Consider the following 20953-nt stretch of genomic DNA (forward strand, 5'->3'; position numbering starts at 1 on the left):
GTCGTCGCGCCCGCGGTCCCTTGCGAAGGAACCCGCACACCGGTTCCGGAACCACGGCAACGATGATCAGGACCGACGGCGCGGGACCGCGTGCCAGGCATGGGAACAGGCCGGTGTCTCATCTGAATGCCTGGGACCGTCACTCCTCTCTCACCGCTGGGCAACGAATCTGTCCGAATCTTTGTGCTGGGCCCGGACGACCGGGCCCGACGGAGATCCGGGCGGCTGTTGCGGGGAGTGAGACATGCGGGTGGTGCAGATCGTTGTCGACGTCGTGCTGGTGGCCCTCGCCGCCGGGCTGCTGGCCCTGCTGCTGGCCCTGACCCGCGAGGTCGGCCGGATCCAGGTGAGGCTCGGCCCGCTCGGCGCGAGCATGACGGAGGCGGGCCCCAGGACGGACGAACTCGCCCCCGTCTTCGACGGACTCACGGACCAGGAGGGACGGACCGTGAGCGTCGGAGGCCGCCGGGAGCGGACCCAGCTGGTGCTGTTCACCAGCACGACGTGCACGACCTGCCTGGCGCTGATGCCGGGTGTCGCCCAGCTGGCGGAACTGGGCGCCGAGGGTGCCGGGGCCGACGGATTCGAGGTGGTCGTCGTGTCGGACGGCCACGACGCCGAGCACCGCGAATTCCTGGAACTGAGCGGTCTCGGGCGGTCCGTGAGCTATCTGAGCGCGCGGCATGTCGGTACGGCGTACCAGGTCAGCGGCACTCCGTACGGGGTGGTGATCTCGCCTGACGGCCGGCTGACCGGGAAGGGCGTCTGCAACCGGGTCCGCCAGGTCCGCGAACTGCTGGGGACGGCCGGCATCGAGGTCGGGGAGGTTCCCGAGACACGGCCCCTGCCCCTCGTACCGCCTCTTTCGGCCGTCGGCGGACACGCGCACGACGAACACCACTGAGCAAACCGGCACAGAGAGGAGACGCGGCGATGACGCACGACACCGAGGGACCCGACAACCGGGTGCCCGTGGACCAGCAGACCGTGGACGAGCAGGCCCGATGGCTCGCGGGCAAGGGGGGCGGTCTGACCGGCCGGATGTCCCGGCGGATATCCGAGCGCGTCTCCAGACGTTCGGCCCTCTCCTCGCTCGGGAGGTGGGCCGTGGGCGTCACCGGCGTCACGGTGGTGTCCAGCCTGCCCGTCTCCCGGGCCGCCGCCGACGCGCGGACGTCCGAGCCCGGGCAGGCCGGCAACGTGCCGGTCGACCCCGTGCCCACCGGCAAGGACCCGTCCTCCTGCGACTACTGGCGGCTGTGCAACATGGACGGGATGACCTGCGCCGACTGCGCGGGCGGCGGCGTCACCACCTGCCCGCCGGGCGCGCGACCGGGCGCCGAGTACTGGGTGGGGTGCTGCTCCGATCCGGACACCAGGAAGACCTACCTGATGGCCTACTACGACTGCTGCGGTGCCTCCGCGTGCTCCAGCAACTTCTGCGGGACGTCGCAGGTCCCCCTGCAGACGTACAACCCGGTGCCCGGTGGCTTCGACCAGCAGATCGTGTGGTGCGTCTCGGACGAGTCGCAGACCTACACCTGCACGATCGCTCCGGTCATCGGCGAGGACTGCACCGTCAAGCCCGTGAAGGCGAGCCGATGAACCGCGACCGTCACACCCCTCGCCGTGCCGCGTCCGCGTCCGCGCTGGTGCTCTCGCTGGCCCTCGCCACCACCGCCTGCACCGGCGACGGTGGCCAGTCGAAGCCCAAGGCGTCCCCGTCACCCTCCTATGTCACCTCCACCGGCCTGCCGTACAGCTCCCCGACCCCCGGCACCGCACTCGGCACCCAGGACGAGGCGGTCCCGACGAAGGTCCCCGAGGCCGTCCACCTGGGGTCCGTCCCGGCGATCACCGCCGACCAGCTGCTGGTCACCGAGGACCACGGCGCCCAGACCCTGGGTATCCACGTCGTCGACCCGAAGACCGGAAAGACGGTCAGCTCCATCGACTCCGCGTCGGTCAACTTCTGGGCCGTGAACTTCGGCATCGTCGGCAGGCACGACGGGCTGCCGACCGTACTCGCCGCCGAGGACTGGCGGCCCCGCGGTATGCGCGGCAAGGCCGATCACGTCCTCAGCTTCTACTCGGGCGATCTGCTGCACCCGGCCGAGATCAAGCTGCCCGACGACACACGGCTGCACGCACAGACCCAGTCGGCCTCGCTCACCCGGGACGGCCGCTACTTCGTGGCCTGGGACGACGCCGTGTTCGGACTCCGGGTCGTGGACCTGAAGGCGAGGAAGTACACCGGAGCGGTCCGGGCGGTCGGCTGCGGGCCCTTCACCTGGGTGGTCGGACACGACGTCTACACCCCCTGCAACGACGACGGCAAGATCATCAGGATCCACGTGGGCGACGACGGAGTCCCCAAGGTCGCCGGGAGCAGGACGGTCTTCCCCAAGGGCTTCGCCGGTTCCCGGAACGCCGCCTGGTCGTCCGCCTCCAGTACGGCGGTGATGGTCACGCCGGAGGGCGACGTCTACCGCGTCGGTCTCGCCGACGGCCTGCCCACCGGCACCGTCGAACCGGTCGGGAGGATGAAGCTGGCCGAGGGGGAGCTCCCGGGCGCCCCGGTGATCTCGCCGGACGGCAGCCGCTTCGCGGTACCCGTGACCAAGGAGTCCGCGACCACACGGGTGGAGACGTACGACACCGCCACCTTCAAGAAGCGGTTCACCATCTCCGCGGCCGAGGCGAAGGTCGGAGACCTCTCCGGAATCGTCTACGCGGCCACCGGCAGCACCTTCTACACCCTCTCCTCCCGGCAGGCGGAGACCGGCGCGAGCTGGCTGCTCACCGGATGGGACCCGGCCACCGGGAAGAAGACCGGCTCCGTGACCCTGCACACCACGCTGGCCGCCATCTCCGGCCTCGGGAACCTCTCGGCACCCGTCGAGATCGGCGCGGGCCGGTGATCCTGGTCAGCGGCCTGCTCGGCCTGGTCCTGATCGTCGCCGCGCTGCCGAAACTGCGCACCGCCGCGGCGTTCGGGAAGACGGTCGAGGCGTACGGACTCCTGCCCGGGCGCCTCGCCCACGCGGTGGGGCGGACCCTGCCCTGGGCCGAACTCGTCACCGGTGCGACGCTGCTGACCGGTCCGCTGTGGCGGACCGCGGCGACCGCGGCGGCCCTGATGTTCGTCGCGTTCACCGCGGGTCTGACCGTCAACCTGATGCGCGGGCGCACCGATCTGTCCTGCGGCTGCTTCGCCTTCGGCGCGGTCGACGGGGCGGCCGAGCGCATCGGCTGGTTCCACGCGGCCCGCGCGGCGGCCCTGGCGGGGCTCGCCACGACCGTGGCCGTCCTCGGCGTACCGGCCACCGACACCGAGGACCGTCTGGTCCAGCTGGTCGTCGCTGCGGGGCTGGTGGGCGTCGGGGTCCTCGCCGCGGAGGTGCGCACGGTGCTGACCGGCCCGTCCGACGGCATGGACTCGGTGCTCAGCCGGGCCCGGAGCACTCTGCGGGAGGTCCGGTGACCGGACAGCTGATCATCGATGTCGTCCTCGCCGTGGTCCTGGTGGCGTTCACCGCCGGCGCGTTCCTGCTGGCCCGGGAGATCGGGCGGCTCCAGGTCCGGCTCGGCCCGCTCGGCGCCCGCGTGATGGCGGGCGGGCCGGGCCCCGGTGACCTGGGCCCGGCGTTCGAAGGGCTGGCCGACGTCATGGACCGCGAGGTCCGCATCGGCGGGCGGCGCGAGCGCCATCAGCTGCTGGTGTTCGTCAGCCCGTCGTGCTCCACCTGTCGCGCGCTGCTACCGGGGCTCAAAGCCCTCGCCCGTCGGGAGAGGAGGGAGTACGAGGTCGTGCTGGTGTCCGACGGGCCCCTTCGGGAGCACCTGGAGTTCCTGGACGGCTTCACCCTCGGTCCGGACCTGAGTTATGTGAACGCCTTCGCCGCGGGCGTCGCCTACCAGGTCGCCGCCACCCCGTACGCGGTCGCCCTGGACCGGGACGGCGTGGTGCGGGCGAAGGGGCTGTGCAACCACATGCAGCAGGTCGAGAGCCTGCTCAACGCCCTTGAACACGGGGTGCCCTCCCTTCAGCACCTGCACGCCCGCGCCGTCTCCGGGCAGCGGGGCTGACCGAACGGCACCGCCCCGGGGAGGCGGAACGAAAGGAGTCGACGACCATGACCAACTCTCTGCCCAGGCGCCGGATGCTCGCCTTCGGAACCGGTGCGCTCGCCGCCGGCCTCACCGGGTGCGTGGACACGAAGAGCGAGGCGCCCACCCGGTCGGCCACCCGCACGGCGAAGTACGTACAGCCCCACGACGCCGTGGTGGAGGAGACGGAGAAGCGGCGTTACCACTCCGGCGCCAGGCCGGTCACCTACGAACTCGTCGCCGGGCCCGAGAAGTTCGACGTGGCCGGGCGCACCGCGGCCACCTGGGGCTACGCCTCCCTGCCCGGCACCCGCGAACTGCGCGCCAACGCCGGTGACACCCTCTCGGTGCGCCTGGTCAACTCGCTCCCGGAGCCCACCACCGTGCACTGGCACGGCATCCGCATCCGCAACGACATGGACGGCGCCGCGCCCGTTACCCAGCCCGCGGTCGAACCGGGAAAGGAGTTCACCTACACCTTCGACGTGGCGGATCCCGGGACCTACTGGTACCACTCGCACGTCGGCCTCCAGACCGACCGCGGTCTGTACGGCCCCCTCGTCGTGGAGGACCCGGACGACCGGTCCGGAGTGGCGACCGACCAGGTGATCGTCATCGACGACTGGCTGGACGGTCTGGGCGCCACTCCGGACGAGGTCCTCAGGGTGCTCAACCCCAACCTCGGCGGCGGCTCCATGGCCGGTATGCACATGGGTTCCGCCGCCCCGTCCGGGTCCGCGACGCCCGCCGCGGACCACGCGGTGAGCGCCGCCGCCCGCGCCCTGGTGCCGTCCAAGCCGATGAGCTCGGCCGCCCTGGGCGGCGTCACCGGGGAGGTCGCCCACCCCGTGCACCTGATCAACGGTCGGCCTCCCGCCGACCGGCAGACCGTCCGGGTGCGCTCCGGAAGCCGGGTGCGGCTGAGGATCGTCAACGCCGCGGCGGACACCGCGTACCGCTTCGCGGTGGCGGGGCACCGGATGACCGTGACCCACACCGACGGCTATCCCGTCGTCCCCTTCGAGACCGACACCCTGATCATCGGGATGGCCGAGCGGTACGACGTGCTCGTCACCCCGCGCCCCGGTGCCTGGCCCGTGGTGGCGAAGGCGGAGGGCAAGCCCGGTCACGCCGCCGCCCTGCTGCGTACCACCGACTCCCGGGCCACCAGGGCACCCGGCCCGCAGTCCCTCCCCCGCGAACTGGACCGCCGGATGCTGCACTACACCGACCTCACGCCGCTCGACTCCGCGCGCCTCAAGAACAGAGCTCCCGACCGCAGTTACTCCGTCGACCTGATCGGCGCCATGGAGCGCTTCGTGTGGGGCGTCGCCGGCCGGGACGCCGCCCACCTGACGATGAGCCGGGGCCAGCGGGTGCGGATCGCGATGACCAACAGGACGGCCATGTGGCACCCGATGCATCTGCACGGCCACACCTTCGCCGTCGGTGGCGCCCACGGCATCCGGAAGGACACCGTCCAGGTGCTCCCCGGCGAGACCGTGTCGGTCGACTTCGACGCCGACAACCCCGGCGCCTGGATGCTCCACTGCCACAACGCGTACCACATGGAGGCCGGAATGACCGCGAACATCAACTACACCGTGTAAGAGGAATCGGACCCACAGCCATGACACGCATCTCGCGCAAGAAGTTCCTCCGTCCGGCGGCCGTCCTCACGCTCCTTCTCGCCGCACCCGTCCTCGCCGGCTGCGGCACGTCGTCAGCGGCCGGGAAGAGCGAGGCGTCGGCCCCGCCGCCTGTCGTCGTCAACGTCAGGAACATGTCCTTCACCCCGTCCTCCGTCACCGTGCGGCGCGGCCAGAAGGTGGTCTGGAAGTTCGACGACGGAGGGGTGCCGCACGACGTCGTGGGCGACGGCGGGCTCAAGAGCGAACTGAAGACCTCCGGTTCGTACACCCATACCTTCACCGCGGCCGGCACGTTCCACTACACCTGCTCGGTCCACTCCGCGATGATGACCGGCACCGTCACGGTGCGATGACCGTGCAGCCCCTCTCCCGACCCGCCGCTTCCGCCGGATACGCCCTGGTGACCCTGGCCGCGCTCGTGGGATGCGCGTCGGCGGACGGCGGTTCCGCGCGCGGGCCCCGGCCGTCGGCGCCGCCCGCCGCGCTGGTCCTCGTACGCGATGTCGCGTTCACCCCGGCCACGGTCCGGGTGGGGGTCGGTCAGAGCGTGCGCTGGACGTTCGACGACGGGGGACTGCTGCACGGGGTGAGCAGCGACGGCGGAGCCCGGCAGGAATTCGACAGCGGAATCCATGGCAAATGCACGTTTACAGTGATCTTCCACACCGCGGGCACATTCGACTACCACTGCGAGGTGCATTCGATGATGATGACAGGCACGGTCGTCGTGTCGCCCTCGGAAACGGCGCGCACGCCATGAGGACGGGCAACGGCGGGCAAGGCCGTCCGGCCCGTCCGACGGTTGCCGGGCTGCGACGACGCAGCATCGGCGCGCCTGAGCTCACCGCCCAGTCGGTCGCGGTCACCGCCCCGACCCTGTCGACGGCCGCCGGCCCCGCCTCGGTCGCGGCGGTGACGGGCGGCGGCGCCGCGCTCTCGTACGTCATCGCCACGGCCGTGATGCTGCTCGTCGCGTACTGCGTCAGCCAGTACACCCGCCGCGTGGTGGCCACCGGCTCCCTCTACACCTACGCGGCGCTCGGGTTCGGCCCCCGCGCCGCCTTCCTCGCCGGCATCGGCCTGATCATCGGATACGGCGTCCTCGCGATGGCCGCCATGCTGCTGTCGGCGTCCCATCTGGTACATCTGCTGCCTCACCTCGGTCTGCACATCGGGGGGACACCGCTGATCGGCGCCACGGCCGCCCTGCTCGCCCTGGCCGCCGTCGGCTGCGGGCTGCTGGGCATCACCGTCACCGCACGGGCCTCGCTGGCCATCGAGGTGACCGCCATCGCCCTGGTGGTCGGGGCACTGCTCGCCCTGGCCGTCTCCGGTGGCGCCCACCTCGACCTCGCGCATGTCCTGCGGCCCGCGCCCGACTGGCACGGCGGAGTCCTCGGGGTGGTGCTCGCGCTCACCTCCTTCGTCGGCTTCGAGAGCTCCTCCGCGCTCAGCGTCGAGGGCCGGCGTCCGCAGGTGAGCGTGGCGAGAGCGATGCTCCGAACGGTCTGCGGAGCCGGTCTGCTCTACGTCCTGGCCGCCGCCCTGCAGCCCAGGGACTCGGGAACGCCGCTGCTCGACCTCCTGCGGACTCTGGACCCACCGTGGGTGAGCGTGCTGGCGGAGGTGGGTGTGGCGGCGTCAGCGTTCGCCTGCATGAGCGGATCGATCACCGCACTGGTACGCCTGCTGTTCGCTTTGGGCCGGGAAGGTGTGCTCCCCGAGGCACTCGGACGGGTCAGGGTCCGCCACGGGACCCCGCACATCGCACTCGGGCTGTCCGCCGTGAGCGTCATCACGGTTCCGGCGGGCATGCTGCTCGCGGGCGTCACCGTGGACACGGCAGTCGACCAGCTGGCGACCCTCGCGACCTTCGGCTATCTCCTCGCCTACGTGGTGGTGTCGCTGTCCACACCGCTGTTCCTGCGCCGGATCGGCGAACTGACCCGCCCGACGGCGCTCGCCGGGCCGCTCGCCGCGGCCCTGATGGCCACAGCGATCCTGCTCTACTCCTCGCCACTGGTCCCGGACGGCCACCACGGTGTCGTCCGGCTGTTCCTCGGGCTCGTCGTGGCAGGCATGGCCTGGTACCTGCCGGTCCTGCTCCGACGGCCCGAACTCGTCGAACACGTCGGCATCAGGGACGTGCCCGTCGCCGCGGACTTCTACGATCCCGCCGACCTCGACGCCCTGAGCGGAACGAGACGGCCATGACGGACGACGCGATCAGCGGGCGCAAGCCCCAGGCCATCCGCTCGGCGCTCGGTCTGCTCAGGGCGGTGGCGGAGGCCGGACCGGGCGTGACAGCGCGTGAACTCTCCCGCGCCACCGGGCTGTCCACGGCCACCACCTACCGACTGCTGACCCTGCTGGAAGGCGACGGCTACCTCGTACGCCTGCCGGACCTGCGCGGATTCGCACTCGGCGCCAAGTTCAGGGAACTGGCGGAACTGGCCGCCCCCGAGGCCCGGCTGCCTGCCGCGGACCCCCGTCCCACCGCGAAGGCCTCGCGACCTGTCCAAGGCACATGACCCGAGTCGATTCTCGTCTGCCGACTCGCCACCCACATACGGCGTTGACGGCGGGGACACCCCTCCGTCCTAGCGTCGGCACAACGATCCGTGACATCCACTTCGAAGGAGGCACGCATGACCACGACCCTGCTGGAACCCGGCCCGCGGCTCGGTGACGACCCGTCCATCCGCCCTGCACTCTCCGACGCGGTCCCCACCCGCCGCCGGGCCGCGCTGCTGGCGTCCGGGCTGGCAGCCGGCGCGCTGGCCGGCGCGCTGGCCGGCGCGCTGACAAGCGCGGCACCGTCCGCGGTCCTCGGCATCGCCGTGGCGGGCGCCACCACACTCACGGCGGTCGCGGCCAACTGGTCGACCTGCGGCCTGTCCGTCGCCGGCGTGGTGGCGGCGCCCAAGCAGCCCGGCCGCGCCGGTGCCTCCACACCGGTTCGCCGTCTCACCCTGCACGCCCTCGGCTCGGTCCTCACCGGTTCCCTGACGGGGGCCCTCCTCGGCGCGCTCGGTGCGCTGTCCGTCGCCCACCTGCCCGTCGGGCTCCTGCTGATGACATGGGCCGTCGTGTCGGCCGCGTACGGAGTCCACGAGCTGGGCGCGATCACCCTGCCCACTCCCCAGCGCCGCCGCCAGCTGCCCCGCCACTGGCGCCGCACGATGGCGCCGCGCAAGGTGTCGTTCCTCTTCGGCGCGATCATCGGCCCCGGTTTCCTGATCTTCATCCGCTCCAGCGCCTACTACCTCCTCGTCCTGGGCACCCTGGCGGCGGGTTCACCCCTGATGGGCGCGATCATGTTCACGGCCGTCTCCCTGGGGCGCTGCGGCCCCAGCCTCGCGGCCCTCGTCCACACCCGCCGGGGCGGCACCATGCCGCGGTTCCTGGCACTCTCGTGCGCCGTCGACCGGCGGATCCAGACCGCCACGGGCACGTTGCTGGCCGCGCTGGGAGCCTTCGCCGCGACAGCCCTCGTCTGATCCAGGGGGTGGTGCGGCGGTGGGTCCGTACGGGCTCCGGCTCCGGCCGCCCCGGCGGCCGACCGCCGTGCGCACCGCCCGTGCCCGGCTCTCCTCGCCTGGGACACTCCGACGGCCTCCGGTCAGGGGCCGGTCGCGGGCGGCCTCGGTGTCTGTGTCACCGCCGGGTCGGCGTGCGGACCGGCGTCGACAAGTCCCACCCGGTACGGCCGGACGCTCCGATCAGCCCGGACGCCGCGACCCCACACCTTCTCAGCACAGCCACGCGGGACGTCCCGTCGCATCCCGCCCTCTCAGAGCATCCGCCCCAGATGCCTGGCCTCACGGTCCAGCACCGGCCAGTACTCCTCGCGCATCTGCGCGAGACTCACCTGCGCGGCGAAGGCGCTCACGCTCATGGCCCCGTGCAGGACACCGCCGATGTCCCGCACCGGGACCGCCATGGTGCGCACACCGAGGTCGAGTTCCTCGTCGGTGAACGCGACACCCTCGCGGCGCGCCTCCTCGACACGGGCGAGCAGTTCGACGGGATCCACGATGGTCTGGGGCGTCTTGCGCTCGACGGGCGTCGTCGCGACGAGTTCCTCGACCTGCTCCCTGGGCCATCCGCTCACCAGGATCCGTCCGGTGGCCGAGCCCAGCAGGGGGAGTGTGGCACCGAGCCGCACACCTGCCGACGCGATGCGGGCGGCCTCGGCGCGTGCGACGAACAGCGACTGGCCTCCCTCCAGCACCGCCAGCGAGGCCGACTCGCCGAGTTCGTCGCGCACCGCGACCAGGCGTGGCTGGGCGAGGGAGGGCAGCACGGCGGTGGCGGTCCACGCGGAGGTCAGGCGCATCACGCGGGGCGTCGGGGTGTAGTACTTGCCGTCGTGGCTCAGGTAGCCCAGTTCCGTCAGGGTCAGCAGACAGCGCCGCGCGGCCGCGGGGGTCGTTCCCGAGGACTGCGCGGCCTCGGTGACCGTGAGACGCGGCCGCAGCGGCGAGAATGCCTCAAGGATGGCCAGCCCCTTGGCCAGCCCGCCCATGACCTCCTGGCGTGCCGGAGCGCCGGACGTTGCCGGAAGACTCTTCTGCTCACCGTTCAGCATAATTATTCGTTATACGAACGACGGGCGGCCGTGTCAAACCCGTGCCGCTTTCGGACCCGGGCAAACATGGCGAGCCCGGACATATGGCCGTCCGGGCTCGCGCAGGCGACTCAGATGAGGGCGTTCACCGCCGGGGCCGCGGTGTTCTTGATCCCCCCGTAGAGGGAGTCGACGAAGTCGGTGTCGTCGATGTCCCGCAGGTAGCTGGTGTCCCAGATCTCCAGCGGTCCGATGTGGTTGGACCGCTCGTCCTTGAGGGTGTCGAGCTGGTAGACGTTCCAGATGGCCAGGGGGTGCGGGTAGGGCTTGGGGCTGAGGGCCTGCGACCAGAAGCGCTGGAGGTGGGCGATGTCCTCGGGGTCCTCGATCCCGATCTGCGGGGCGAGGTGCTCCTGCAGGATGTCGCAGACGTCCTTCGGGCGGGTCTTGAAGAAGTGGATGGTCTCGATCATCGAGCGCAGGAACGAGCGGGTGAGCTCCTCGTTCTGCTTCACCCACTCGCGGTTGGCGCAGATGGTCGTGTTGTGGATCACCGGCATCTGCGGGAGGCCGAGCACCTTCAGTCCGCGCTGGGTGCCGTAGCGGTCGAAGGGGATGTCCACGTCGGCGGCGTCGGCCTCACCGTCGAGGACGGCCTGCACCGCGCGCAGCGCGACACCGGTGCCCTGCTCCTTCCACACGTCGAACTCCACCGCGTCCACGTCGACGCCGGCGTGGCTCAACGCGCTGCGGAAGTTGCCGTAGACGCAAGGGGCGGAGGTGCTCACGATGACCCGCTTGCCCTCCAGCCCCTTCAGGCCGTCGATCGCGGGCGAGGCGACCAGGACGTCGTCCCAGTCGTTCTGCGCCTGGGCGAGGTAGACAAAGCGCTTGTCGCCGCGCGCACGGTAGGCGTAGGTCTCGTGGTGCAGACCGCTCATGAAGTCGTACTCGCCGCTGAGGACCTTCGGCCCGCGCTCGCCCATCTCCACCCGCGGCTGGCCGGGGACGTCGGCGTTCGCGATGTGGGTGACCAGGTCGAAGCCGTGCTTCTGGGTCACACCGCTCTCACGCCAGACATGGCCGATCGCCATGTGCGAGATGTCGCTGCAGAGCATCCGGACGGTGGTGTTGGCCACGGGGGCCCTCCTTGGTCTTTCGCTGTACGAAGGTTTCACATGGGTTGCCCGCCCCGCGTGCCGCCTGATTCCAGGCGTGCGGGGCGGGCGGGGTCACGATCGCGCGAGGGCGCGCAGGTCGGTGCCGGGATCGGCGAGCTGGTCGACCGGGTACGAAGCCGACCGCGCGATCAGCCGTCTCGCGGCCACCACGTCCCGGACGGTGTCGAGACCGGCCGCGGCGACGACCCCGCCGTCCCGCAGCCAGAACGCCATGAACCTGCTCGGTGTGGCGTCCTTGCGCAGCACCTGTGTGTCGCCGGGACGCGGCCGGCCCACCATCTGCAGTTGCAGACCGTACTGCTCGGACCAGAAGTACGGGACCGTGTCATGGTCCTGGAGCTCGCCCAGCATGGCCCGCGCGGCGACGACGCCCTGCTGCTGGGCGTTGTCCCAGTGCTCGATCCGCCCGGCGGCGGCCAGATGCGGGTGCGGCTGGACGGTGACGTCGCCGGCGGCGAAGACCCACGGATCCGAGGTGCGCCCGTGCAGGTCGACGACGATGCCGCCGTCGCAGCGCACGCCCGCCTCGGCGGCGAGCCGGTCGTTGGGTACCACTCCCACCCCGACCACCACCGTGGTCGCGGGGATCCGCTCACCGGAGGCGAGGACCACGGCCTCGACGGTGCCGTTACCGTCCAGCGCCGTGACCTTGGCGTCCGTCAGCACGCGGACGCCTCGTTCACGGTGGAACGCGGTGACGAGGTCGGCGAGCTCCCGGCCGAGCGCGGCCAGCATCGGCGCCGGCGCGGCCTCCAGCACCGTCACCTCGCAGCCAGCGGTCCGGGCCACCGCGGCGACCTCCATGCCGATGAAGCCACCGCCGAGGACGACGACCGGGCCACCGTCCCGGATCGCCTTGCCGAGCCGCAGTGCGTCGTCCGGGTCGCGCAGGCTCAGTACGCCGTCCAGGCCGATACCCGGCAGATCCGGGCGGCGGGCCGCGACCCCGGTGGCGAGCAGCACCTTGTCGGCGTGCAGTGACGTGCCGTCGGCCAGATGTACCGTGCGGGCGGCCGGGTCGAGACGTTCGACCCGGGTACCGAGCCGCAGGTCGATGCGCCGCTCGGCGTACGACTCGGGGTCGGCGATCGGGCGGAGCGCGTCAGGGGTGTCCCCGAGCACCTTCGACAACTGCGGCCGCCGGTACGGGGCCTCGGTCCCGGCCTCAAGGAGGACCACGGAGCCCTCGAACCCGTGCTGGCGCAGGGCGAACGCCGCCGAGACGCCCGCGGCGCAGCCCCCGACGACGACGTACTGCTCGGTGCCACTCATGCTTCCTCCGGAAGGCGACGTACGGGCCTGGACCGCTGAACGGGGAATGTGCTCACTCGCCCTCGGGCTCCCAGTACGCGAGGCCCAGGCCGGTCACCGCGTGGTGCAGCGGGATGTAGTCCACGACCGTGCCCGCGCGCCCGGCGAACGCCCCCGCGACGGTGATCCAGGCGCGGATCTCACCGCTGCCGCCGCGCAGGGTGTCCGAGTCGAAGGCGAACAGCTGGGCGAGTTCCTCGCCCCGGCCCTCGGAGATCCGGCTGAGCACCCACCGGTCCAGCCGCTCGTCGATCCAGCCGGCCCGCGGACCCATCGGGTCGTGGGTCAGCCCGCCCGACGCGACGAGCACGACCCGCTTGTCGCTGGCCTCGGCGATCTCGCGGAGCGCCTCGCCGAGCTCCCAGCAGCGCTGCCCGCTGGGCAGCGGGTCGTGGTAGCCGTTGAGGAAGACCGGGACCAGCGGGATGTCGGCCTCGGCGATCCCCAGGCGATGGGCCGGCCGGGTGAACGCGTGCCCCAGGCCCTCGGGGCGGCTCAGGGGGCGCAGCTCGGTCATCACCGCCGGGTCGAAGCCGCGGTCGATCAGCCCGGTGGCGAGTTCGAGTCCGAAGTCGGCGTCACAGGTGAGCGTGAGGTCGTGGTTGATGCCGGGCTTGTCCTGGAAGCGGCGCAGGGTCACTCCGCTGACCTTGGGCCCGGCGTACACGGCCAGGGTGGGGTTGAACGCCTTGCCGAAGACCTCGCTCTGGTCGTCCCCGACGATCACCACCACGTCCGGCTCGGCTTTGGCGATCTTGGCGCTCAGGGTGTCCAGGCCCGCGTCGATCCGCTCCTTGGAGACGACGTTGGCCTCCGGCGTCTCGTCGGCGAGAGCTTTCGGCTGGGGTACGTCGCCGACCAGTGACTTGTGAAGGTCGGGCCACTCCTCGACCGGGACGAACATCGTCGGTGAGTGGGAGAGGGCGATTCCCAGGGCAAGCATGGTGTACCTCCAGGGGGGTCGTGGCCGGGCGGGACGGTGTCGCACCCGGCTCCACGACCGTAGGAATCCGGCACCGGTCACCGCCAGCGTTCCGGGTCGGCCAATGGAACGATGCGCCTCTGACCTCGACCGTCACACAGCCGTCATCGCGACGTCCCACAGCCTTGACATGCGCGGATGACGCGCCCACGATCCGGATATGAGGATCACCGACGACAGGGTCGGCACCACGGTGCTCGGCCGGGCCTTCATGCTCCTGGACGTGCTGCGTGAGGAGGCTCCGGGCCTCGGTCTCGCCGAGCTGGCCAGACGCGCCCGGCTGCCCAAGGCGACCGCGTTCCGGCTGGCCACGCAGCTCGTCGAGCTGAAGATCCTGGAGCGCAACGGACTGGAGTACCGGCTCGGCCAGAAGCTCTTCGAGCTCGGCGCCGGCACCCGCAGCCAGGCTCTGCGCGCGGTGGCCACGCCCTACCTGGAGGACCTCTACGAGGCCGTGCACGAGACCGTCCACCTCGCGGTCCTCAACGGCACGGAGGTGTTGTACCTGGACAAGATCTCCGGACGGCGCCGGCCCTCCTCCACCACCGAGGTCGGCGACCGCAAACCCCTGCACTGCACGGCGCTGGGCAAGGCCATGCTGGCGTTCTCGGGCACGGACCTGCTCGCCACGGTGGTGGAGCAGGGGCTGGAGCGCCGCACCCGCCACACGATCGCGGTTCCGGGCCTGCTGCACCAGCAACTGGCCCGGATACGCGAGAGCGGGGTCGCCTACGACCGCGAGGAGTACGCCCTCGGCGTCACCTGTGTCGCCAGCCCCCTGCTGGACCGCAGCGGACGAGGACGCGGCGCCATCTCGGTCACCGGCCCGACCAGCCGCTTCCATCCCGAACGGGTCGCCGCGGCCGTGCGTACGACGGCCCTCGGCATCAACCGCCAGTGGGTCGGGTCGACAGGAAAACAGGAGAGCGGCGGTCAGTGACGGGTGCAACGCCCAGAGGTGTGGGACAGCCCCCCTCCAGGTCCGTCCCACACCCGTCGCGGGCCCGCTCTACGCCGAGAAGTCGATGACGTAGTCGGGCTTCATCAGCTCGCGGTCGAGGGGCCCCTTCATCAGCACGCTCTCCAGCACGAAGCCGCCCAGGTCCGCCGTGGTGTCGAGATAGGCGAACTCCACGCCGCCCCCGTAGAGCACCGCGCCCATGGCCAGCGGGACACCGGCGTCGACCAGCCACTGCTGGTCCTCGTGCCACACCTTCTCGTCGTCGGTCATGTGCAGCATCAGATGGTGCACCCCGGAGCCGAAGCGGTCGCCGAACTCCCGGTTGTAGTGGCTCGGACCGAGCGTGGGCTGGATGATCTCGAACCCGAAGTCGGCGATCTGGGCGCGCGCCGTGAAGTACTCGTGGTCCACCGACTCGCCCCGGTAGTGGGGCTGCTCCAGCCGGTCCTTCTCGGTGCGCCAGTCGCGCATCTTCCAGGTGGGAACACCGAGGAGCCGGTCGTAGTGGGGGAGGGCCGCCATCACGTCCTGGACCACGATGCCGAGGTGGTTGACCCCGCTGAGCCCCAGCGGCTCCCTGCCCTCGGGTCGGGTGTAGCCGTCCGAGTGGTCCCAGTGTTCGGTGACCTCCAGCGCGCCGTCCCCGGCCAGCGGCACCCGGATCTCCACCAGGTAGCCGCCTAGCGTGGACCGGGTGTCGACGAAGTGCCGTTCGAGGCGGTCGTCGAGGGTGAGCGAGCCCGCCAGTGACAGCCCCTCCGCCTCCAGGCGGGCCCGCAGCCGGCCGAACTCCTCCCGGTCCCGCACGGCCAGGGTCAGGTGGCTCACGCCCTGTCCGCGGACGAAACGGAACTCCTGGAACGGGCTCTCTCCGGTGAGGGGCTGCACCAGCTCGAAGGTCACCGGGATGATCGGGTTGCCCATCAGCGAGGTGCCCTCGCCCGGCGGCACGGAGGTCCCGGTCGCCGTGCGGAACGTCGGCGTGACCTGCCGGCCGTGCGCCGTCGCCGAGGTCACGCGCTCCGGCCCGAAGTCGCGTACCTCCCACTCGTCGATGCCGAACAGTTCGGCGTAGCGCCTCGTGGCCGCCTTGAGATCACGGACGACCACGCCTATCGAGTAGAGGCGGTCGACCGGTATCAGTCCGGACATGGATCCTCCTTCAACGTACGGACGGGATCGCCGTGTGTACGGGATCCCGTCAAGGTGTCGTGGTGCGGGAGCCCGGTCCGGGCTCCCGTCCCCGCGTGATGTGCCGTCCCCGGTACGGGGGCGGCGGTGTCAGTCGGGCCAGGCGACGGTGTCGGACCAGGCCTCGGGATCGGCGGGAAGCCAGCGGTCGTAGAGGTGGAGGAACGGCTGGTGGCGGTAGAACTCCACCCCGTTGTCCCCCTGCCCGCGCTCGTGCTGGACGGGCCGCGCGCCGCCGCCTCCGGCCCCGCCGGCCTCACGCACCCGCGTCCGCAGCCGCCAGTGCGCGTCGTACCGGGACTGGTCCTCCCAGAGCTCCAGGAGCAGGCCGTCCTGTTCGAACTCGACACCGGCGAACACCTCGAACTGCAGGCAGCCCGGTTCGCGGCGCGTCTCCAGCAGAGCCTCGACCCCGCCGGGCCACGGCTCCGCCTGGGTCGGACGGGTGCTGGTCTGGATGACCACACGCACCTGGCCCCGGGCCGGCCACGCCACCCGCCAGGCCTCGTCGGCACGGCCGGTCGGAAGCCAGTTGCCGGAGGCGCGGTCCGTGTAGCCGTGCCGGTAGAACTCGGAGACCGAGTCGGCCCCGGCCACACCCTTGGGCGGACCGGAGGACAGTCCGGGCGGCAGTGTGCCCTCGGCGAGCAACTCGCCCCAGGCCCGGCCGAACGCACCGTCGTCCTCCCAGAGTTCGACCAGCGCCAACCGCTCCGGATCGTCGAGCGAGCGGTAGACCTCCGCCTCCAGGCACCCCTTGGTGTCCCGCAGCACGGCCGCGTGCGCCGACCATGCCGCCTGCGCACCGGCCGCGACCGGGCGCTGGTGGACCACGCGCAGACTCATGCGCGCCCCACCGTCGGCCGCGACATCAGGAGTTCTCCTTGAGGAGGATGGCGTCGGCCGGGCAGAGCCGGACGGCGTCCTTGACCGAGGACAGCAACGACTCCCCGGGGGACTCCTGGAGCACCACGGCGATGCCGTCGTCGTTGACCTCGAACACCTCGGGGGAAGCGGCCTCGCACAGCCCGTGTCCCGCACACAGCCATTCGTCGACGGAGACCTTCATGTCCGTCACTCTCCCTTCAGAAGAAGATCGCCAGGTTGGACGACTCCAGGACCGGGGAGGGGTAGAAGATCTTCCGCTCCTCCAGTTTCCAGGGGTCCTCGCTGATGTTGATGGTGTCCTCGCGCCGGAACACCCAGCGGTCGGACTCGTTGGCGAACCGGCTGCGCTCGACGCTCGCGACCGACCGGACGGTGGCCCGGCCGTCGACGACCGACACGATCTGGATGTTGCTGACGGAGTGCACCGTCCGCCCGGCGGGGTTGTCGGTCCACGACATCCGGTGGCGGGTCTTGGCCACGCGCATGGCCATGGCCTCGTAGTCCTCGTCGAGGAACGAGACGCCGCGCTCCAGTGTGGCGAACTCGAGGTCCCGCTCGGTGGCCTTGCGTACGAACCGGGTCGGCATCCAGTAGCGGATGTCCGGCGACATCCACTCCAGCCACTCCTCGAACCGGGCGTCGTCCAGCAGCCACGCCTCGTGGTACAGGCAGGCGGTCACCCGCCGGTACAGCGCGGGGTCGTCCACCACGCCGTCGGGCGTCCCCACCGAGCCGGGGTCGAGGACCAGGTCACTCTTGCTCGTCGCCATGTCAGGGAGTCCTCATCATGTCGTGCCAGCGCTCCAGCAGCGCGCGCTGTCCGTAGTCGTTGAAGCCGCCGTCCATCCGGTCCGGGACGCCCGGCTCCGAGATCACCTTCTCCCGCCCGAGGCCCATCTGGTAGTTGAAGGGCAGCCGCGAGGCGACCACACCCCGGGTGGCGGCGGTGGCCTGCTCCCAGTTCTCGCCGTCGTCCTCCTCGAAGAAGCCGCCGGGACCGAAGTGGGAGTCGGTGTGCCGACGCACCCAGTCCTTGACGTCCTGGGGCGCGGCCTTGTCGACCAGGGGGATGAGCCACACCTCGGACCGGCCCGGCCCGCGCGGGTGGAAGATGTGGATGGTCTGGGCGCTGGAGTGGAAGCCGGCGTTGGGGAAGATGTTGGCGTTGAAGCGCCGGATCGTCCTGCTGCGGAAGTCGCCGAGGTGCTGCCGGGTGAGCTCGCGGTTCTCCCGCAGGTACCGCGCCAGCGGGGTCTCCTCCGCCGGGACGGGGGCGCCGCCCTCGGGCTCGGGCCGGCGGTCGCTCCAGTTCACCCCGTGTCCGAAGGAACTGGTCATGGTGCCACCCGGGTCGAGTTCCTCGTCCGTGGTGTGCTTGGGGTCGTTCTTGCCGGTGGCGATCGCCCGGTGACCGATGTCGACGGCCGAGCGGTGCGTCGTACCGCCGTGGTAGAGGTCGCCACCGGAGTTCTCGGCGCCGAACTTCCAGTTCGTCCTGATGTTCCAGCGCAGGAAGCCGCCGGCGACCTCGACGCCACCGGGCCGCGGGTCGAGGCTCATGTCGAGGAGCCAGGTGAAGTCACCGAGGTACTCCTCCAGCGGCGGAAGGCTCGTGTCGAACGTGGCGAAGATCAGACCCTTGTAGAGCGCCACCCTGGCCCGGTGCAGCCCCCACTTCGACTTGTCGAGGTCGTCGCCGTAGACCTTCTCGAACTGCGGCGCGCCGACGAAGTTCCCGTCGATGTCGTACGTCCAGCCGTGGTACTGGCACATGAAGGCGCGGGTGGTGCCCAGCTCGGCACGGCAGACCTTGTTGCCCCGGTGCCGGCAGGTGTTGAGCATGACACGGATGTCACCCTCCCGGTTGCGGGTGACGATCACCGACTCCTCGCCCATGTAGGACTCGATGAAGTCCCCGGGGCGGGGAATCTGGGTGTCGTGGCCGACCACCAGCCACGACCGGGCGAAGATGAGCTCCTGCTCCATCCGGTAGATGTCGGGATCGCTGTAGATCCGGCGGTCGACCATGCCCTCGGCCAGTAGTTTGGCGGAGTGGCCCACCAACTCCTGTGGCCCCGATGTCAGTGCGGTCATGGGTTTCAGTGCTCCTCGCGTCGAAGCCCGGGTACCGGGCAGGTCGGGAAGGGTACGGCTCGGGAGGGAGACGGACCGGGAAGCGGCGGATCCTCCGGATCCCCGACTCTCCGATCGTGCGACCCGGGGCCCTCCGACAAAAGCGAATCGGATCGGTGAATGGAAAGGCCTCTCGGCAAGCAGGCCGGACGAGGCCGCCTCAGGAGGCCGACGGCCCGCGTCAGTGCGGCAGGAAGTCCGTCAGGATGCGGTTGAACGTCTCCGGGTCCTCCCACTGCGGCCAGTGCCCGCAGTCGTCCATCACCTGGAACTCGCAGTCCGGCAGATAGGCGGCGGCCCGCTCGGCGGTGGCCGCGGTGTTGGAGGGATTGTGGGAGCTCCACAGCATCAGGGTGCGGTGCGTGACCTGCTTCAGCACGTCCGGAGTGAAGTCCAGACCGTCCTTGCGCTCGGGGTTCTTCCCGAGCATCTTCCCCGACTCCTTCATCGAGGCGACCGCGTCGGTGCGCTGGTACATGCGCCACCGGATGTCGACCAGTTCCTCGCTGAGGTCCCGTTCCGGCTTGTGGAAGAGCCACTCCATGCGCCGACGCGTGTTCTCCCGCGTGGGGTCCTTCACGAACTGGTCGGTCAGCCGGCGCAGTTCGTCCCGGCCGGCGTCGGTCCACTTCCGCGACTCCGGGTCCGTCTCGACCATCAGCCGCGCCCCACAGATGGACACCAGGTTGTCGACCCGCTCGGGCCGGCGCAGCGCCAGCCACATGGCGATCCAGCCGCCCAGGGACTCCCCGCCGAAGTGCGCCTTCTCCACGCCGGCGGCGTCCATGAAGGCGGTCATGTGGGAGAGATACGCGTCCAGGTCTGCCGGTCCCTCCGGCTTGTCGGTGAGCCCGGAACCGAGCAGGTCCACCGCCAGCACCCGGAAGTGCTCGGAGAGCGGTACGACGTTGCGCGCGAAGGCCTCCGCGTGGCCCCCGACCCCGTGGAGCAGGATCAGCGGCGGCCCGTCACCGGCCTCGACGCACCGGGTTCGGATGCCTCCCGCGTCGTACCACCGGACCTCCGAGCCGAGAAGGTCGGCCCACACCGTGCTCCTGGGGGTCGCTGGGGTTGCTGCGCTCACTGGCTGCTCCTCGTCGTCCGTGACGTTCACCAGAACGATGAGGCCAGGGGCAGCACAACGCCCAGCGATCCGGTTCGCTGAACGGATCGCCGGGCGGTGGCGGAGGTCAGGAAGTGAACTGCTTCATGATCTCTTCGGCGCTGCCGACCTCGCCGAACCAGTCGGCGATCGCGCGCAGCGCCCCGTCGTGCAGCTCCTGGGAGTCGGCGCTGCAGCAGTCCTCGACGACCAGGACCCGCAGGTCACGGTCGCTGGCCGAACGCGCCGTCGACTCCACGACCCGCTGCGTCGACATGCCGGTGAGGATGATCGTGTCGACATCCAGCGACCTGAGGATGAGGTCGAGGTCGGTCCCGTAGAACGAACTGCTGCGACGACGAGTCAGCAGCACGTCCCCCTCTTGCGGAGCCAGCTCATCGATGACGGCGCAGCCCGGCGTACCCTCCACCAGCAACCCGTGTTCCTTGATCACGGCCGCCAGCCGCGGGATCACGTCGACGTAGTCGGGCCGGTAGCCCACACAGGAGTAGATGACGGGCATGCCCTGTTCCCGTGCCCAGGCGATGAACTTCCCTATCTCGCCGACCAGGCGGTCAGCCTCCTCGGGACGCTGGTGAAAGCGCGCGATGTCGTTCTGCATGTCACACACCATCACGACTGCGTTGCCCATGAATTCGCTCCTTGTCTCCTGGTGGATCGACGTCGGGTCACGGACGGACGGGGCGGGTGCCAGGAGTGTCGCCACCACGACCCCGGCCACGGACGGTCCGGGTGATGCCGGGTCCGACCGGCATACCCCACAGGCCTCGGACGTGGGACGGCAGTCGCCGTGGACGGCTGTCCACGGCCGGTGCCGTCCGCGCGGGCGCGTACCCGGGTTGTCCTCGCGG

23 protein-coding genes are annotated in these 20953 nt (G+C 70.9%); 12 read left to right on the top strand and 11 right to left on the bottom strand.

Annotated features, from left to right (window positions below; all coding sequences use genetic code 11):
- The first annotated feature begins 244 nt into the window (after positions 1–244).
- The 11 genes from ABZ880_RS43905 to ABZ880_RS43955 all read left to right on the top strand — a co-directional run bounded on the left by ABZ880_RS43905 (position 245) and on the right by ABZ880_RS43955 (position 9262).
- Positions 245–904 (top strand): hypothetical protein, encoded by a 660-nt coding sequence (locus ABZ880_RS43905; RefSeq protein ID WP_361275794.1) that lies wholly within the window; start codon positions 245–247, stop codon positions 902–904.
- 29 nt (positions 905–933) lie between these two features.
- Positions 934–1605, top strand: a complete 672-nt coding sequence (locus ABZ880_RS43910) for a methylamine dehydrogenase light chain (protein WP_361275796.1) — start codon at positions 934–936, stop codon at positions 1603–1605.
- On the top strand, positions 1602–2921 hold the full coding sequence (locus ABZ880_RS43915; RefSeq protein ID WP_361275798.1) for a hypothetical protein: 1320 nt from the start codon (positions 1602–1604) through the stop codon (positions 2919–2921). The genes ABZ880_RS43910 and ABZ880_RS43915 overlap by 4 nt, the downstream gene beginning before the upstream one ends.
- Positions 2918–3484: a MauE/DoxX family redox-associated membrane protein gene (locus ABZ880_RS43920; RefSeq protein ID WP_361275801.1), complete on the top strand. Its 567-nt coding sequence runs from the start codon at positions 2918–2920 to the stop codon at positions 3482–3484. Before ABZ880_RS43915 ends, ABZ880_RS43920 begins: the two co-directional genes overlap by 4 nt.
- Positions 3481–4089, top strand: a complete 609-nt coding sequence (locus ABZ880_RS43925; protein ID WP_361275804.1) for a hypothetical protein — start codon at positions 3481–3483, stop codon at positions 4087–4089. The genes ABZ880_RS43920 and ABZ880_RS43925 overlap by 4 nt, the downstream gene beginning before the upstream one ends.
- A 47-nt stretch (positions 4090–4136) precedes the next feature.
- Entirely contained in the window at positions 4137–5720 is a 1584-nt protein-coding gene (locus tag ABZ880_RS43930; RefSeq protein WP_361275806.1) for a multicopper oxidase domain-containing protein, read from the top strand.
- Positions 5721–5740: 20 nt separating this feature from the next.
- On the top strand, positions 5741–6115 hold the full coding sequence (locus tag ABZ880_RS43935) for a plastocyanin/azurin family copper-binding protein (protein WP_361275808.1): 375 nt from the start codon (positions 5741–5743) through the stop codon (positions 6113–6115).
- On the top strand, positions 6112–6522 hold the full coding sequence (locus ABZ880_RS43940) for a plastocyanin/azurin family copper-binding protein (protein ID WP_361275811.1): 411 nt from the start codon (positions 6112–6114) through the stop codon (positions 6520–6522). Before ABZ880_RS43935 ends, ABZ880_RS43940 begins: the two co-directional genes overlap by 4 nt.
- A complete protein-coding gene (locus ABZ880_RS43945) occupies positions 6519–7976 on the top strand; it encodes an APC family permease (RefSeq protein WP_361275814.1) in 1458 nt (485 codons plus the stop codon). The genes ABZ880_RS43940 and ABZ880_RS43945 overlap by 4 nt, the downstream gene beginning before the upstream one ends.
- Positions 7973–8293 carry a helix-turn-helix domain-containing protein gene (locus tag ABZ880_RS43950; protein WP_361275817.1) on the top strand — a complete coding sequence of 107 codons (321 nt, stop codon included), beginning with the start codon at positions 7973–7975 and terminating at the stop codon, positions 8291–8293. Before ABZ880_RS43945 ends, ABZ880_RS43950 begins: the two co-directional genes overlap by 4 nt.
- A gap of 117 nt (positions 8294–8410) precedes the next feature.
- The gene (locus tag ABZ880_RS43955; protein WP_361275820.1) at positions 8411–9262 is read left to right on the top strand and encodes a hypothetical protein; all 852 of its coding nucleotides are present in this window, start codon (positions 8411–8413) and stop codon (positions 9260–9262) included.
- Positions 9263–9555: 293 nt separating this feature from the next.
- On the opposite strand, the gene ABZ880_RS43960 is transcribed toward ABZ880_RS43955, so the two are convergent.
- From ABZ880_RS43960 to ABZ880_RS43975, 4 genes are all read right to left on the bottom strand, one after another.
- The gene (locus tag ABZ880_RS43960) at positions 9556–10290 is read right to left on the bottom strand and encodes an IclR family transcriptional regulator C-terminal domain-containing protein (protein ID WP_361275823.1); all 735 of its coding nucleotides are present in this window, start codon (positions 10288–10290) and stop codon (positions 9556–9558) included.
- A gap of 173 nt (positions 10291–10463) precedes the next feature.
- Positions 10464–11471 (bottom strand): ABC transporter substrate-binding protein, encoded by a 1008-nt coding sequence (locus ABZ880_RS43965; RefSeq protein ID WP_361275825.1) that lies wholly within the window; start codon positions 11469–11471, stop codon positions 10464–10466.
- A gap of 93 nt (positions 11472–11564) precedes the next feature.
- Positions 11565–12785 (bottom strand): FAD-dependent oxidoreductase, encoded by a 1221-nt coding sequence (locus ABZ880_RS43970; protein ID WP_361275828.1) that lies wholly within the window; start codon positions 12783–12785, stop codon positions 11565–11567.
- 52 nt (positions 12786–12837) lie between these two features.
- Entirely contained in the window at positions 12838–13767 is a 930-nt protein-coding gene (locus ABZ880_RS43975) for a hypothetical protein (protein ID WP_361275831.1), read from the bottom strand.
- Positions 13768–13966: 199 nt separating this feature from the next.
- Here ABZ880_RS43975 and ABZ880_RS43980 point away from each other — a divergent pair, with 199 nt between their 5' ends.
- Complete coding sequence (locus tag ABZ880_RS43980) at positions 13967–14746, top strand: IclR family transcriptional regulator (protein WP_361275834.1); 780 nt, start codon at positions 13967–13969, stop codon at positions 14744–14746.
- Between the two features lie 69 nt (positions 14747–14815).
- Here ABZ880_RS43980 and ABZ880_RS43985 read toward each other — a convergent pair whose 3' ends face one another.
- From ABZ880_RS43985 to ABZ880_RS44015, 7 genes are all read right to left on the bottom strand, one after another.
- Complete coding sequence (locus ABZ880_RS43985) at positions 14816–15919, bottom strand: VOC family protein (protein ID WP_361275837.1); 1104 nt, start codon at positions 15917–15919, stop codon at positions 14816–14818.
- A gap of 129 nt (positions 15920–16048) precedes the next feature.
- Positions 16049–16804: an antibiotic biosynthesis monooxygenase gene (locus ABZ880_RS43990; RefSeq protein WP_361275840.1), complete on the bottom strand. Its 756-nt coding sequence runs from the start codon at positions 16802–16804 to the stop codon at positions 16049–16051.
- 25 nt (positions 16805–16829) lie between these two features.
- Positions 16830–17027 (bottom strand): ferredoxin, encoded by a 198-nt coding sequence (locus ABZ880_RS43995; RefSeq protein ID WP_361275842.1) that lies wholly within the window; start codon positions 17025–17027, stop codon positions 16830–16832.
- Positions 17028–17043: 16 nt separating this feature from the next.
- Entirely contained in the window at positions 17044–17616 is a 573-nt protein-coding gene (locus tag ABZ880_RS44000; protein WP_275453921.1) for an aromatic-ring-hydroxylating dioxygenase subunit beta, read from the bottom strand.
- Position 17617: 1 nt separating this feature from the next.
- Positions 17618–18940, bottom strand: coding sequence for an aromatic ring-hydroxylating dioxygenase subunit alpha (locus ABZ880_RS44005; RefSeq protein ID WP_361275844.1), 1323 nt, complete (start codon positions 18938–18940; stop codon positions 17618–17620).
- Between the two features lie 220 nt (positions 18941–19160).
- Positions 19161–20063: an alpha/beta fold hydrolase gene (locus tag ABZ880_RS44010; protein ID WP_361275847.1), complete on the bottom strand. Its 903-nt coding sequence runs from the start codon at positions 20061–20063 to the stop codon at positions 19161–19163.
- Between the two features lie 106 nt (positions 20064–20169).
- Positions 20170–20733: a cysteine hydrolase gene (locus ABZ880_RS44015; protein ID WP_361275850.1), complete on the bottom strand. Its 564-nt coding sequence runs from the start codon at positions 20731–20733 to the stop codon at positions 20170–20172.
- Between the last annotated feature and the right edge of the window lie 220 nt (positions 20734–20953).

It is taken from the genome of Streptomyces sp. NPDC047043 (genome assembly GCF_040644055.1).
In the GTDB taxonomy this organism is placed as follows: Bacteria; Actinomycetota; Actinomycetes; order Streptomycetales; family Streptomycetaceae; genus Streptomyces.

What these genes read in the sequence shown, in the direction of transcription:
- ABZ880_RS43905 (WP_361275794.1), top strand. Translation starts at nt 245, where the DNA reads ATGCGGGTGGTGCAGATCGTTGTCGACGTCGTGCTGGTGGCCCTCGCC.
- ABZ880_RS43910 (WP_361275796.1), top strand. Translation starts at nt 934, where the DNA reads ATGACGCACGACACCGAGGGACCCGACAACCGGGTGCCCGTGGACCAG.
- ABZ880_RS43915 (WP_361275798.1), top strand. Translation starts at nt 1,602, where the DNA reads ATGAACCGCGACCGTCACACCCCTCGCCGTGCCGCGTCCGCGTCCGCG.
- ABZ880_RS43930 (WP_361275806.1), top strand. Translation starts at nt 4,137, where the DNA reads ATGACCAACTCTCTGCCCAGGCGCCGGATGCTCGCCTTCGGAACCGGT.
- ABZ880_RS43935 (WP_361275808.1), top strand. Translation starts at nt 5,741, where the DNA reads ATGACACGCATCTCGCGCAAGAAGTTCCTCCGTCCGGCGGCCGTCCTC.
- ABZ880_RS43940 (WP_361275811.1), top strand. Translation starts at nt 6,112, where the DNA reads ATGACCGTGCAGCCCCTCTCCCGACCCGCCGCTTCCGCCGGATACGCC.
- ABZ880_RS43945 (WP_361275814.1), top strand. Translation starts at nt 6,519, where the DNA reads ATGAGGACGGGCAACGGCGGGCAAGGCCGTCCGGCCCGTCCGACGGTT.
- ABZ880_RS43950 (WP_361275817.1), top strand. Translation starts at nt 7,973, where the DNA reads ATGACGGACGACGCGATCAGCGGGCGCAAGCCCCAGGCCATCCGCTCG.
- ABZ880_RS43955 (WP_361275820.1), top strand. Translation starts at nt 8,411, where the DNA reads ATGACCACGACCCTGCTGGAACCCGGCCCGCGGCTCGGTGACGACCCG.
- ABZ880_RS43960 (WP_361275823.1), bottom strand. Translation starts at nt 10,290, where the DNA reads ATGGGCGGGCTGGCCAAGGGGCTGGCCATCCTTGAGGCATTCTCGCCG.
- ABZ880_RS43970 (WP_361275828.1), bottom strand. Translation starts at nt 12,785, where the DNA reads ATGAGTGGCACCGAGCAGTACGTCGTCGTCGGGGGCTGCGCCGCGGGC.
- ABZ880_RS43975 (WP_361275831.1), bottom strand. Translation starts at nt 13,767, where the DNA reads ATGCTTGCCCTGGGAATCGCCCTCTCCCACTCACCGACGATGTTCGTC.
- ABZ880_RS43980 (WP_361275834.1), top strand. Translation starts at nt 13,967, where the DNA reads ATGAGGATCACCGACGACAGGGTCGGCACCACGGTGCTCGGCCGGGCC.
- ABZ880_RS43985 (WP_361275837.1), bottom strand. Translation starts at nt 15,919, where the DNA reads ATGTCCGGACTGATACCGGTCGACCGCCTCTACTCGATAGGCGTGGTC.
- ABZ880_RS43990 (WP_361275840.1), bottom strand. Translation starts at nt 16,804, where the DNA reads ATGAGTCTGCGCGTGGTCCACCAGCGCCCGGTCGCGGCCGGTGCGCAG.
- ABZ880_RS43995 (WP_361275842.1), bottom strand. Translation starts at nt 17,027, where the DNA reads ATGAAGGTCTCCGTCGACGAATGGCTGTGTGCGGGACACGGGCTGTGC.
- ABZ880_RS44000 (WP_275453921.1), bottom strand. Translation starts at nt 17,616, where the DNA reads ATGGCGACGAGCAAGAGTGACCTGGTCCTCGACCCCGGCTCGGTGGGG.
- ABZ880_RS44005 (WP_361275844.1), bottom strand. Translation starts at nt 18,940, where the DNA reads ATGACCGCACTGACATCGGGGCCACAGGAGTTGGTGGGCCACTCCGCC.
- ABZ880_RS44015 (WP_361275850.1), bottom strand. Translation starts at nt 20,733, where the DNA reads ATGGGCAACGCAGTCGTGATGGTGTGTGACATGCAGAACGACATCGCG.